The organism is Streptomyces sp. NL15-2K (assembly GCF_030551255.1).
Taxonomy (GTDB): Bacteria; Actinomycetota; Actinomycetes; order Streptomycetales; family Streptomycetaceae; genus Streptomyces.
The window spans coordinates 2,600,600-2,613,391 of record NZ_CP130630.1; the positions used below are offsets into that span (position 1 = coordinate 2,600,600).

Below are 12,792 nucleotides of genomic sequence, written 5' to 3' on the forward strand. Positions count from 1 at the left end.
ACCTCCCCCCGGGGGGAGGTCGACCGGGCCCGGGGGGAGGTCGACCGGGCCCGGGGAGAGCTCAGCCGGCCGCCTCGTCCTCCACCGTGCGGTTGCGGCCCGCGAGGACGCCCACCACCATCTGCGGGATCATCAGGCCGGTCATGAGGGCGATCGGCAGGCCCCAGCCACCACTGTGCTGGTAGAGCACGCCGACCAGGAGCGGGCCCGGGATGGAGATCAGATAGCCGGTGCTCTGCGCGAAGGCCGACAGCTGGGCCACGCCCGTGCCGGTCCTGGCCCGCATCCCGACCATCGTGAGGGCCAGCGGAAAGGCGCAGTTGGAGACGCCGAGCAGCACGGCCCAGGCCCAGGCGCCGCCGGCCGGCGCGAAGTACAGGCCGGCGTATCCGGCGAGACCGCACACGCCGAGGGCGATCACGATCGGCCCCTGGTGCGGCAGCCGGGTGGCGACGCGCGGGATGACGAAGGCCAGCGGAACGCCCATCACCATCGTGACGGCGAGCAGCAGCCCGGCCGTGCTCGCGGGCACTCCGGCGTCCCGGAAGATCTGCGCCATCCAGCCCATGGTGATGTAGGCGGCGGTGGCCTGGAGCCCGAAGAAGACGGCGAGGGCCCAGGCGATACGGCTGCGGGTGATCCGCACGGCGGCCGCCGGCTCCTCACGCGCCGGCCCCTCCCGTGAGGCGGCGGCCCGGGCGGTGCTGCCCCGCTCGCGGACGAACGGGATCCACGGCACCACGGCCACTGCCGCCAGGAGCGCCCACATCGCGAGCCCGGACTGCCAGCTGCCGCCCAGCGCCTGGGTCATCGGCACGGTCACCGCCGCCGCGGCCGAGGTGCCGAGGGCGAGCGCCATCGAGTACAGGCCGGTCATGGAGCCGACCCGGTCCGGGAACCAGCGCTTGACGATGACCGGCATCAGGACGTTGCTGACCGCGATGCCCATGAGCGCGAGGGCACTGGCGGCCAGGAAGCCTGCCGTACTGCCCGCGTACGGCCGTAGGAGCAGGCCGGCCGTGATGGCGGCCATGCCGGCGCACACCACCGCGCCCGGCCCGAAGCGGCGGGCCAGCCGGGGGGCCATGACGCCGAAGAGGGCGAAACAGAGCGGAGGTACCGAGGTGAGGAGTCCGGCCACGCTGCCGCTCATGCCGAGCCCGTCGCGGACCTCTTCCAGGAGGGCGCCCAGGCTGGTGATGGCGGGGCGGAGGTTGACGGCGGACAGCATGATGCCGACGACGACCAGACGGGTCGCCCACGCGCGCGTCGTAGACGCCGTGGACACAGCGGCTCCCCCGGAGTCGCTCGCGGTCGGACTGCGTACGTTCGTGGACTTCGTCGTCCGGGTTTCCTGAGGTGCCATGCGGCCATCATAGAATCATGGGATGATTTGTTGTCCATCCCCAGGGCGTCCGCTCCGGTCCCGACCGTGCGAAGGTGTGCCATGCCCCTGAGTCATCCCCGCCGGTCGGCGCTGTCCGAGCAGGTCATCGCCGCACTGCGCCAGCAGATCACCTCGGGCGAGTGGCCGGTCGGATCCCGGATCCCGACGGAACCCGAGCTGGTCGAGCAGCTCGGCGTCGCCCGCAACACCGTCCGCGAGGCCGTCCGCGCGCTCGCGCACAACGGCCTGCTGGACATCCGCCAGGGCTCCGGCACCTACGTCGTGGCGACGAGCGAGCTGGCGGGCGTGATGCAGCGCCGCTTCGCCGGCGCGGACCCGCGGCACATCGCGGAACTGCGCTCCACGCTGGAGTCGTCCGCCGCCAGGCTGGCCGCCCAGCGGCGCATCGAGAAGGACCTCAAGCAGCTCGACGCGCTCCTCGTACGGCGTGAGGAGGCGTGGGAGTCGGGCGACGCGGAAGCGTTCGTGACGGCGGACGCGACGTTCCACCTGGCGGTGGTGGCCGCCTCGCACAACGACGTGATGATCGCGATGTACGCGGACCTGGGCGAGGTGCTGCGGGACTGGCTGCGCGAGGACGTCGGCGAGGAACTGACGCCCGAGACGCACATGGACCACACGCGGCTCGTCGACGCGATCCGCGCGGGCGACGCGGCGGCGGCAGCCGAGGAGGCCGCCAGCTATCCGTTCCTGTGCCGCCCGGGCCGGTTCACCGCCCCTTCCGGTGGCTGATCCACACCGAGCGGACCTCTTTCCAGCAGCGGCCGGTCAGCCGCACGGTCTGCGCGGGCCCGGCCTCGACCGGCGCCCCGTCGCTGTCGACGTCCCACCAGCGTGCGCACTCGATGTGCAGGCTGACGTGGTCGGGCCGCGGATAGGGGTTGTGACAGTACGCCGTCACCTGCGAGCCGGTGACGCGGCTGCGGCACCAGGCACCGAACGGCTCCGGTGAGGGTGCTTTCCGTACCTCCACGCGCGCGTGCGGTATCGCCTCGTAGGGCAGGCACAGCACGAGAGAGACGGCGACGGTCGCTGAGGCCAGGCTGCGGGACATGCGCACAAGGGGACCTCCTCGGCCGTGCTGGGGAGGGAAGCGCGTGATGTACGCCTGATCCAGAGTGCGCCGTTGCGACCCTCCCCCGCCTGGCCGAATAGCCCGAACGAGTGACGGGTGAGGGCCCGCTTCCTTTTGGAGACGGGCCCTCACCCTTGGTCGAGCCACAGCGGCGGCGTCACGCACCGATCGCGTGCAGACCGCCGTCCACGTGGATGATCTCGCCGGTGGTCTTCGGGAACCAGTCGCTCAGCAGGGCGACGATGCCGCGGCCGGCCGGCTCGGGGTCCTTGAGGTCCCACTCCAGGGGGGCACGGGAGTCCCACACGGAGGCCAGCTCGGCGAAGCCCGGGATGGACTTGGCGGCCATCGAGCCGATCGGGCCCGCGGAGATGAGGTTGCAGCGGATGTTCTGCTTGCCCAGGTCACGCGCCATGTAGCGGCTGGTGGCCTCGAGCGCGGCCTTGGCCGGGCCCATCCAGTCGTACTGCGGCCAGGCGTACTGCGCGTCGAAGGTGAGGCCGACGACCGAGCCGCCGTTCTGCATCAGCGGCAGGCAGGCCATGGTCAGCGACTTCAGGGAGAACGCCGAGACGTGCATGGCGGTGGCCACGGACTCGAACGGCGTGTTGAGGAAGTTGCCGCCGAGGGCGTCCTGCGGGGCGAAGCCGATGGAGTGCACGACGCCGTCCAGGCCGCCCAGCTCCTCACCGACCAGGTCGGCCAGGCGCGCCAGGTGCTCGTCGTTGCTGACGTCGAGCTCGATGACCTTGGTGGGCTTGGGCAGCTTCTTGGCGATGCGCTCGGTCAGCGTGGGCCGCGGGAACGCGGTCAGGATGATCTCGGCGCCCTGCTCCTGGGCCAGCTTGGCGGCGTGGAAGGCGATGGAGGACTCCATCAGCACACCGGTGATCAGGACGCGCTTGCCCTCGAGGATTCCGCTCATGGTTCAGTGACCCATTCCCAGTCCGCCGTCTACGGGGATGACGGCTCCAGTGATGTACGAGGCGTCGTCCGACGCGAGGAACCGCACCGTCGCGGCGATCTCCTCCGGCTGCGCGTACCGGCCGAGCGGCACCTGGGACACGATGCCCGCGCGCTGCTCGTCGGTGAGCACCTTGGTCATGTCGGTGTCGACGAAGCCGGGCGCGACGACGTTGAAGGTGATGTTGCGCGAGCCCAGTTCACGGGCCAGGGAGCGCGCGAAGCCGACCAGGGCGGCCTTGGAGGCGGCGTAGTTGGCCTGGCCGGGCGAGCCGTACAGCCCGACGACCGACGAGATCAGCACGACGCGGCCCTTCTTGGCGCGCAGCATGCCGCGGTTGGCCCGCTTGACGACCCGGAAGGTGCCGGTGAGGTTGGTGTCGATGACCGAGGTGAAGTCCTCCTCGGACATGCGCATCAGAAGCTGGTCCTTGGTGACACCGGCGTTGGCGATCAGCACCTCGACCGGGCCGTGCTCGGCCTCGATCTCCTTGTAGGCCTGCTCCACCTGCTCGGGGTCGGTGATGTCGCACTTGACGGCGAGGAAGCCGGCCGGCGGCTCACCCGAGCGGTACGTGATCGCGACCTTGTCGCCGGCGTCGGCGAAAGCGCGGGCGATGGCGAGGCCGATGCCCCGGTTGCCTCCGGTGACGAGAACCGAGCGGCTCAACGGATCACCCTTTCGATAGCGGTCTGACACACCCGCCCAACACCTGGATGACAGGCGGCTTCCTCGAAAACCTATCGGTCCGGGGCCGCGCGCGGAGAATCGGGCACCCACAGTGGCTTACGGCACTCACTGTCGGATCCCTACAGAAAGATGCGGGCTCCGGACGGAAAGGTGTGGTCCGCGGACCCGCCCGCGCGACATGATCGGGGCAACCACAGGTCATGACGACAGGGAGAGACCGCGGTGCCTCATACCATCGACGACGCCTTTACGGCACTTCCGCTACGCGCCTTGGCGGACGCCGCGCTCGCACGCGCGCGTGCGCTGGGCGCCGAGCACGCGGACTTCCGGTTCGAGCGGGTGCGCAGCGCCTCCTGGAGCCTCAGGGACGCCAAGCCCTCCGGATCGTCGGACACCACCGACCTCGGGTACGCGGTGCGGGTCGTGCACGGCGGGACCTGGGGGTTCGCGTCCGGGGTTGATCTGACCCTCGACGCCGCCGCCAAGGTCGCCTCGCAGGCCGTCCAGATGGCCAAGCTCTCCGCTCAGGTGATCAAGGCGGCCGGGTCGGCCGAGCGGGTGGAGCTCGCCGACGAGCCCGTGCATGCCGACAAGACGTGGATCTCGTCGTACGAGATCGATCCGTTCACCGTCCCCGACGAGGAGAAGTCGGGCCTGCTGGCGGAGTGGAGCGAGCGGCTGCTGGCGGCCGACGGCGTGCATCACGTGGACGCCTCGCTGCTCACGGTCCATGAGAACAAGTTCTACGCCGACACCGCCGGGACCGTGACCACCCAGCAGCGGGTGCGGCTGCATCCGTCGCTGACGGCCGTGTCGGTCGACGAGTCGAGCGGCGAGTTCGACTCCATGCGGACCATCGCGCCGCCCGTCGGGCGCGGCTGGGAGTACCTGACCGGCACGGGCTGGGACTGGGACGCCGAGCTCGAGCGGATCCCGGAGCTGCTGGCCGAGAAGATGCGGGCGCCGAGCGTCGAGCCGGGCCTGTACGACCTCGTCGTCGACCCGTCCAACCTGTGGCTGACCATCCACGAGTCCATCGGCCACGCCACCGAGCTGGACCGGGCGCTCGGCTACGAGGCCGCTTACGCCGGCACCTCCTTCGCCACCTTCGACCAGCTCGGCAAGCTGAGGTACGGCTCCGAGCTGATGAACGTCACCGGCGACCGCACCGCCGAGCACGGCCTCGCCACCATCGGGTACGACGACGAGGGCGTCGAGGGCCAGTCCTGGGACCTGGTGAAGAACGGCACGCTGGCCGGCTACCAGCTGGACCGGCGGATCGCGCGGCTGACCGGGTTCGAGCGGTCCAACGGATGCGCCTTCGCCGACTCCCCCGGCCACGTGCCCGTACAGCGCATGGCCAACGTGTCGCTGCGGCCGGATCCGGCCGGGATGTCGACCGAGGACCTGATCGGGGGCGTGGAGCGCGGGATCTACGTCGTCGGCGACCGGTCCTGGTCGATCGACATGCAGCGGTACAACTTTCAATTTACGGGTCAGAGGGCATACGCGATCCGGAACGGCCGCCTTGCGGGGCAGGTCCGAGACTTTGCATATCAGGGGGTCACACCCCAGTTTTGGGGGTCCCTGGAGGCCGTGGGAGGACCTCAGACCTACGTGCTAGGAGGGGCTTTCAACTGCGGAAAGGCCCAGCCAGGGCAGGTCGCTTCCGTGTCTCATGGATGCCCGTCTGCAATGTTTCGGGGTGTGAACATCCTGAACACTGCAAACGAGTCCGGTCGCTCCTGAGAGGGCGGTCGTTCCGACTCGAAGTCTGCACCGGGTCGACACGCGATCACAGCGACCCCCTACGCCACGTCGTCCCAGTCCTCGATGTCGTCCTCGGAAGGCGTCAGCGAGGGCGGGACGATGAGGCCCTTGAAGGGCTCCAGCTTCAGGCCCAGACGGTTGTGCATGGTGCGGGCGCCTCGGTCCATGGCCCGGCGGACGAGGTGGCCGTAGACCAGCTCTGTCGTCCTGGTGGTCCGGTGCCCGACCCACGCCGCTACTTCGAAGAGCGGAATCTGGGCATGGATGGCCTCCGAGACGAAGAAGTGCCGGAAGCTCTTCGGGGTGTACTGCGGAGTCCCAGCCAGCTTGGCCGCCGCCTTGAACTGATCCAGGAACCAGTCATACGAGGGGTGGCGGTCATTCAGCCGAGGAGACTCGAAGAACCAGCCTCGATCTCCCCACGTCCCGAAGACGTCGATGTGATCATTGAAAATCTCGTTGATCGACTCAGGTACCGGAGCCTTCCGGGCCTCATCGAAGGTGCGGTGTTTCGTTCCCCTCTTCACGCCTCGCCGGTAACCCGAGATTTCCTGGCAGCCGTAGGCCGAGACCTGGTGATCCACGGCCAGAATGCTGCGTTCCCAGTCCATGGATTCGTCGGCCAGAGCCAAGGACTCCCCCGGACGTGTACCGCACCCGGCCATGGCCCAGAAGCCAGCGCGGATGAGCTTCGGAGCCTCGGCGATGATCCCCAGTACCTCTTCCATGGTCGGGATGTCATCGTCGGTGACCGGGGTGAACTGCTGTCCCGAGCGCCTACGAGGGTTCGCTTTCTTGCACGGATTGCGACCGATGACCTCGGCTGCTACCGCATAGTTGAAGACGGATGAGAGGACGTTCTTCCGTCCATTGATTCCGGTTTCCTTGTAGCCGCGTTCCCTCTGGTCTGCCTCCCATTCCATGATGGTTGTCGGGGTAATGCTGCCGATGGGCTTGTTCCCGAAGAACGGCCCGTAGTGGTTGTCGTAGACGCTCTGATAGTTCCTTTTCGAGGACTCTTCCAGAGTTCCGGCCTCAACCCACTCGTGCCAGACCTGTTGGAACGTCCGCTGTCCCGCCTTGGGGTTGATGTACGTCCCCAAGTCCTTGTCCCGCTCCACCTTGACCGCGAACGCTTCCGCGTCTTCAAGCTTCTTGAAGGACACCTGCCGAGGCTTGCCTGCCCTGCCCCCGGGCTCCCGGTACGTCACCCGGTACGGCTTGTGAGGGCACGTGGGCTTCTTGCGCCGGGGGCAGGAGCAGTCTTCCTTCTTGATGGTCGCCACGATTGTTAACCCTTCACATGTTGATTGGTCGGTGACTGATCGTCAGCCTAGTCGCGCTGCATACGGTCCTCAACCCAGTTGTGCAGATCGCGAGTTCGGAACCGGACGTGCTTGCCGACCTTGAGGAACGGGATGCCCCAACGCCGGTACGAGTCCATGAGGACGCGCTTCGTCACACCGAGTTCCGCGGCCGCCTCGTCCGGCGTCATGAGCAGGTTGCTGCCGCCCCTCACAGCTCCCACCCCCGCGCCTGGTCTTCGGTCGCTTCGCGGGCGAGTTCGCGACTGGTTGCGACGTCTTCCGCGATTCCGGCGGCGAGGAGGGCCGCGCCCGGGGTGTAGCCGGAGCCGACATAGCGCCAGTTCGACTCCGTAATGACGGCGGGGTTGTCGGTCGGCTCTGTGCCGCCACGCTGGTATTCGGCCCGTTCCTCGCGCAGAGCCGTGTACGTCGTCGAGTAGCGGCGGGATTTGGTGAGGATGTGGCCCCGGTAGCCGAGCGTGTGAGCCCAGGACCGCAGCCGGAGGTGTTCCAGTTCGGGCAGGCCGCCCAGGCGCCAGCAAGTACCCATAAGCGCCTTCACATGGGTTGTGACGGCTGCCGCATCGATGTCGTCCGGGCTGGTGACGAGGTAATCCAGTCCGGCGCCGGTTTCGGCGGTTCCCTTGGAGACGTACTTGGCCACATAAGCCGCTACGGCATCATCGGTCGGTCCCTCACCGTCCGCGAAGGCCCAGATCGGCCGCACGGCCAACTGTTCGCCGAATAGGAGGAGTTCAGTCCCGTAGGCGTCAGATTCCGGGACTCGGACGTTCGCCGATGCGGCAGCCGCGCGCACGGCGTCGGTGAGCAGTTCGACCGTGGCCCAGTCCGGAGACGGGTCACCGGGACCGGCCGGACCGTCGAGGCGCACCACCGCGTGGAAGTGGATTGCCGTCCGCTTCTGGTACTCGGCGACCTTGGCGAAGGACACCACCAGGTGCTCACGGAGCCGTGAGCGCGAGATCCCTCCGGCCGAGGCGAGGTGACGCCGTACGGCGGTGGTGAACCGGTCCCACAGCCGTCCGGCGTGCGCGTGCCACAGCACGTGGCCGACGTAGTCGTAGCAGTCAGGGCACAGCGGGCGGCCCAACAACGGGTCTTCCTCGGTGTGGACCAGGCCGCAGCCGACCGGGCGCCCATGTTCGCAGGAGCCACCATCCCGGCGCGGTCGGCAGCGTTCGCCGTCGAGGAAGCGATGCACCGGCCCGAACGAGGGCGCCGTCAGGGTGACGAACAGCCGGGGCTGATCCCGCACCCTCTCAGGCACATTCTTGCCGCCGGACAGGCCCGCGCGGATCAGCTGGTAGGTGTCGCCCGCGTGCAGATAGGAGCACGGCTCACAGACCGATGCACGGCGGTTACGGCAGCGGACGGCCAGCCGCTCACCCGGTTCCCCGGCGGTCGAGTAGGACGCGATCACCTCACCCGTCAGGGCGTCGCGGGTGACCGTGGAGCCGGACAGGTAGACCGGATGGCCACACCCGCCGATGGCCTTGATCTGCTCCAGCCAGCGCGGGAACAGGGGATCGTGCGCCAGGCGGATGATGTCCCGATCGACATCGGACAGCAGCCGCAGACGCTTTTCACGCTCCAGCTCAGCGGAGCGGTTATTCGAAGCTGTCACCTCGTGCGAGGCGTTGAACACAGGGCACCTCCAGAACGGATGGGCGAGGAGGAGCGCGAGCCGAGGCGCAGGTGCGAGTCATGTCTGATGTCCTTTTGGGTCGAGGTGATGATGCGTCAGGGATAAGTGACGGCACGTCAGATCAGAAGAAGAGAGCAGAGCGTGGAGCGGCAGCGTGAGAGAGAACGAAGACAGAAGAAGACTGAAGATGTGATGTCTGCTGAGGAAGGTCTGTCTCTGTGTCTGAGAATCGCTGAAGAAGGCTCGTCGCTCGTCCCGTCATGATCTCAGACCAGGCTCAGCTACGCCAACGAATTGCCGCCGAGGACATGGCACTTGGCACGCGACCGGAGAGGAGGAGTCGCGGTTGCCGGACCGGGGTGCCGAGGAGGTCTGTCCGACCGGTTGCGCCCCGTGCCATGCGTCGACCGGGAAGCGGGAGTAGGCAGCGGTAGGGCGCGTGTCGGAATCTGTCTTCACTTCCTCTAGGCGCGCCTTCGGCGCGCCGCCGGGCGGCTTGCCGCACCCCGGCCCGGCATGCGGCCTTCGGCCGGTCCGGTCCGGGGCGCCGCCGCCCGGCGCGCATCAGGCTCTCCCAGACGTGAGCCAGTTCCAGCACAGCCCAACCTTGCCCGCCCCCGTCCCGTTGGCTCAGGCCCGTGGCTCATGGCCTCCAGCACCCACGGCAGCGGCCCGGACCCCCGACACCCACCGGCCACGCCCCGGCCCGCTACGGCCAGGCGTGCTCACCCTCGTGCCCCTCGAACAGGCCGCACACAACGTTGTCCAACCGGTCCTCATCCCCGAAACGGCGCACCATGCACGGATCGCGCATCTCCACCCCCGAGCGCCACCACATCCAGGTCATGCGCCCCGTGACATCCTGCGCCTCCACGATCCCCGCCGCATGATCTGGCCCCTCGTGCACCCCCAGCTCGCACCGCAGCACCAGCGCGGGCGCAACATCCAGCTCCACCCCCGCCACGCGGCACGCCTCAGCTTGCATCTCCGGCGGGGGCGCGAACTGATCACCACAACGCTTCATACACACCTCACTCAGTCTCCGAACACGGACAACCCCGCACGGACAGGCACGGGGGTACACACGACGGTGCGGGGACACGGCCGCACTGCGACGAGCCGCCAGTACGGGCGCAAAACCCTCTTGGGCCGGGGCCGACGGCCTACGAGGCTTTTAGGCAGCCACCATGGGGCGAGCCTCGAAGAACAGGGGGCCGATCGGGCCATTGCGGGCAGGTCCCAAAGACTGCCCGATCCGCCAGGCAGCGTAAGGCCCCCTGTTCACTCGCCCCATGGCAGCTCCCGCCCAAAAGCCTCTACGGCCGGCGGCGTGCCCACACCGCGCCACTACCAGGGCAAAGGCCCCTCCCCGCCAGGGCTCCTCAGAGTGGGGGGAACACCCTCGATCGGCTACGTCCGGCGGGGACGGGCATCTAGGGAAGCGCCGAGCCGGACGCGGCAGCGACGCCCAGCACGAAGCCGCACGAGCCCGAGATCATGATGATCAGCAGCGGACCCGTGAAACGGGCTAACCAGTCCACGGCGCGCCGCATCATGTGTGCCGCCAGGCACGCCACGGACGAGTGATGATCTCCCGGAAGGTGTGGTGCGACGGGTTCCTGCCGCAGTGCTCTAACACCCAGCTCTGCCCGTCCGCGAAGTCCTCGCTGCCGTCCGAGGACTCACCGCACACCGCACACTCCATCGCGTACGTGATCGGCTCCGCATCAGGCTCACGGTCCGGCGTGAGCGTCCACGTCTCGTGACGGATCACCGATCGCACGCTCACAGTCCCCGCCTCGCTCGCTTGTTGGCGACCCTCACGCCCGCGCTGAGCCGTTCCGCAGGACTGGCCGGGCGGATCTGCGCCGGGTCGGCCTGCCACTCACGGCCACCGCCCACCGGACGCAGCATGGCGTACGGCCCGGCCTTGTCCTGGTACTCCCCGACCTTGCGCGTCACCGGGTCGTACACCAGCTCTCCGCGCTCAGGGACGGCCGTGTCTGCTGGTTTGCCTTGTGTCACCATGCCAATAACGCTAGGTAGCGGCATGAACACACCTCAATGGCACTTTGGCGAGGTGTCAGCTCGAAGTGCCACACCACGTCACAGCGGTACGCCGATCGCGTCTGCAAGGCTCCGCATCTCGGGCGTGAGGGTGCGCCGACGTGCGATGACGCGACCGAAGATGTCCCGCGCGTACCGCTGGTTCGGCAGCCACTGAGGGGCGTCCGCCTGAATGCCCTGCAAGACCTCCACCGTCTTCGCGTAGTCGCGCGAGCGCGCATGCGCTTCTGCCACGTCCAGTAGGTGACGGTTGCGGTTGTTGGAAGTGGGCCGCATGCCGCCCGTCGGGATGCGCGCCGAGAGCTTGAGGACCAGGTCCGGCTTGTCAACGATCATGGCGTTCTCGGCGCGCTTCAGAGCCACCGTGACCGGTCCGAAGGCCTGCAAGAAGTCGTCGCGCGGTGCGAACTCCCGCCCCATCGCGACCGCTGCCGAATTGGCGTAGCGCAAGGCGTCCTCGGCCTCCCCAGGCCGGTTGTCCCGGATAGCGGCAGCCGAGGCACGCAGCAGCAGCCAGCCCCACGCACTGAGCTCCGCCGGGGTAGCCCGCGAGATACGCGGCTCCACCTCATCCGCCCACCGGGTCGCCAGCTCCCGCGCCGCAGCCAGCCGACCACGCCGCAGCAAGAGCCAGCACTGCGTGCTCACCGTCGCCGCCGCCTGAAGCCGGTCCGAGGACTCCTCCATGCACCGGGACAGCGCGATGTCAGCCGCCTCGAACTGCCGAGTCTGGGTGAGCAGCCAGCCCGTCAGCTGCGAGAGCCGGACGCGTACGGCCCGCCCCTCTGGACCGTGCTCGGCGACAAGATCAGCGTCGCGCAGCAGAGGCGGAAGGATCACGCTCAGCTCTGCGAAACGATCACCGGAGAAGAGCGGCAGTGCTGATACCACGGCGTCTCGCACGCCATCCACGGTCGGTTCTTCGGCCAGCCCCTCCGCCCGAACCGGAGCCACGAGTGCCCGCCGGACAGCCTCCCAACGATCATCAGCCCCAGGCGCCGCCTGTCGCTCCTCCTCGTGATCAGCGATGAGGTTCGTCGTCGGCACTCGCAGGGCCAGCGCCAGTCGGCGCGCAGTCTCCAGTCGCGTGTCACCCCGTTCCCCTTGCTCCAGCTTCCGGATCAAGGACAGGGACACGCCGGACTCAGTCGCCAGCTGACGCTGCGTCATACCGCGCCGCTTGCGTACTTCCTGAAGCCGCTTGCCAATGTCGGCACTCATGATTCGAGCGTACGGCGCGCGCCGCCCGTCCGTGCGGCCTCCCTCGTTCGTCACTCCCGCAGGCAGCGATCTCACACGGGCGGGGAGGGGCTCAGGTCAGAGCGATATTCGCGTCCCGTCCAGGCGACCGGTGGGTAGTCTCTGATCCAATCTGGGGCCAAGCCTCCAGGACCCGCGTAGGTAGTCCCGAGACGGGCCCCGGAGGTCGACACCAAGTCATCACCAGACCCCGTACCGTCCGGTTTCAACCCGTGTGAACAGGGATTGAGGGTAGACCGTGAGACACCGCCTGACCTGCACAAACGCCGATCAGCGGGGTATGCCCCCTGACCCTGGGGTGAACTTTCAATTTACCGGGCAACGGTTCTTCAAGATCGAGAACGGGCGGATCGCCGGGCAGCTGCGGGACGTGGCCTACCAGGCGACGACCACCGACTTCTGGGGGTCCATGGCCGCCGTCGGCGGTCCGCAGACCTACGTCCTGGGCGGAGCCTTCAACTGCGGCAAGGCCCAGCCCGGCCAGGTGGCCGCGGTCTCGCACGGCTGCCCGTCGGCCCTCTTCAAGAGCGTCAACATTCTGAACACCACGCAGGAGGCCGGTCGATGAGTTCTCGTGTGCCCAAC

The 12,792-nt window shown here is 68.4% G+C and carries 13 protein-coding genes and 1 pseudogene; 3 read left to right on the top strand and 11 right to left on the bottom strand.

What is annotated here, in order from left to right:
* Positions 1-61 precede the first annotated feature (61 nt).
* Positions 62-1,366 (bottom strand): CynX/NimT family MFS transporter, encoded by a 1,305-nt coding sequence (locus Q4V64_RS11165; protein WP_124443313.1) that lies wholly within the window; start codon positions 1,364-1,366, stop codon positions 62-64.
* An 81-nt stretch (positions 1,367-1,447) separates the two neighbouring features.
* Between Q4V64_RS11165 and Q4V64_RS11170 the strand changes: the two genes are divergently transcribed.
* The gene (locus Q4V64_RS11170; RefSeq protein WP_124443312.1) at positions 1,448-2,140 is read left to right on the top strand and encodes a FadR/GntR family transcriptional regulator; all 693 of its coding nucleotides are present in this window, start codon (positions 1,448-1,450) and stop codon (positions 2,138-2,140) included.
* Here the strand turns inward: Q4V64_RS11170 and Q4V64_RS11175 are convergent.
* The 3 genes from Q4V64_RS11175 to fabG form a co-directional block, all read right to left on the bottom strand.
* Entirely contained in the window at positions 2,118-2,468 is a 351-nt protein-coding gene (locus Q4V64_RS11175; RefSeq protein WP_124443311.1) for a hypothetical protein, read from the bottom strand. The two genes, Q4V64_RS11170 and Q4V64_RS11175, sit on opposite strands and share 23 nt — an antisense overlap.
* A gap of 172 nt (positions 2,469-2,640) precedes the next feature.
* Positions 2,641-3,408, bottom strand: coding sequence for an enoyl-ACP reductase FabI (fabI, locus tag Q4V64_RS11180; RefSeq protein WP_124443310.1), 768 nt, complete (start codon positions 3,406-3,408; stop codon positions 2,641-2,643).
* Positions 3,409-3,411: 3 nt separating this feature from the next.
* Positions 3,412-4,116, bottom strand: a complete 705-nt coding sequence (fabG, locus tag Q4V64_RS11185; RefSeq protein ID WP_095753356.1) for a 3-oxoacyl-[acyl-carrier-protein] reductase — start codon at positions 4,114-4,116, stop codon at positions 3,412-3,414.
* A gap of 243 nt (positions 4,117-4,359) precedes the next feature.
* Here fabG and Q4V64_RS11190 point away from each other — a divergent pair, with 243 nt between their 5' ends.
* Positions 4,360-5,886, top strand: coding sequence for a TldD/PmbA family protein (locus tag Q4V64_RS11190; RefSeq protein ID WP_124443309.1), 1,527 nt, complete (start codon positions 4,360-4,362; stop codon positions 5,884-5,886).
* Between the two features lie 59 nt (positions 5,887-5,945).
* On the opposite strand, the gene Q4V64_RS11195 is transcribed toward Q4V64_RS11190, so the two are convergent.
* The 7 genes from Q4V64_RS11195 to Q4V64_RS11225 all read right to left on the bottom strand — a co-directional run bounded on the left by Q4V64_RS11195 (position 5,946) and on the right by Q4V64_RS11225 (position 12,168).
* Complete coding sequence (locus Q4V64_RS11195) at positions 5,946-7,193, bottom strand: site-specific integrase (protein WP_124443308.1); 1,248 nt, start codon at positions 7,191-7,193, stop codon at positions 5,946-5,948.
* Positions 7,194-7,240: 47 nt separating this feature from the next.
* Complete coding sequence (locus Q4V64_RS11200) at positions 7,241-7,426, bottom strand: helix-turn-helix domain-containing protein (RefSeq protein ID WP_253267260.1); 186 nt, start codon at positions 7,424-7,426, stop codon at positions 7,241-7,243.
* Positions 7,423-8,859 carry a replication initiator gene (locus Q4V64_RS11205; RefSeq protein ID WP_253267259.1) on the bottom strand — a complete coding sequence of 479 codons (1,437 nt, stop codon included), beginning with the start codon at positions 8,857-8,859 and terminating at the stop codon, positions 7,423-7,425. The genes Q4V64_RS11200 and Q4V64_RS11205 overlap by 4 nt, the downstream gene beginning before the upstream one ends.
* Before the next feature lie 730 nt (positions 8,860-9,589).
* Entirely contained in the window at positions 9,590-9,844 is a 255-nt protein-coding gene (locus tag Q4V64_RS11210; RefSeq protein WP_124443307.1) for a hypothetical protein, read from the bottom strand.
* A gap of 588 nt (positions 9,845-10,432) precedes the next feature.
* Positions 10,433-10,669, bottom strand: a complete 237-nt coding sequence (locus Q4V64_RS11215) for a hypothetical protein (protein WP_124443306.1) — start codon at positions 10,667-10,669, stop codon at positions 10,433-10,435.
* Positions 10,666-10,908: a hypothetical protein gene (locus Q4V64_RS11220; RefSeq protein ID WP_124443305.1), complete on the bottom strand. Its 243-nt coding sequence runs from the start codon at positions 10,906-10,908 to the stop codon at positions 10,666-10,668. Before Q4V64_RS11220 ends, Q4V64_RS11215 begins: the two co-directional genes overlap by 4 nt.
* Positions 10,909-10,986: 78 nt before the next feature.
* Positions 10,987-12,168: a helix-turn-helix transcriptional regulator gene (locus Q4V64_RS11225; protein WP_124443304.1), complete on the bottom strand. Its 1,182-nt coding sequence runs from the start codon at positions 12,166-12,168 to the stop codon at positions 10,987-10,989.
* A gap of 340 nt (positions 12,169-12,508) precedes the next feature.
* Between Q4V64_RS11225 and Q4V64_RS11230 the strand changes: the two are divergent.
* Positions 12,509-12,775 (top strand): annotated as a pseudogene (locus Q4V64_RS11230) (metallopeptidase TldD-related protein); the annotation flags it as partial.
* Positions 12,776-12,792: the final 17 nt, after the last annotated feature.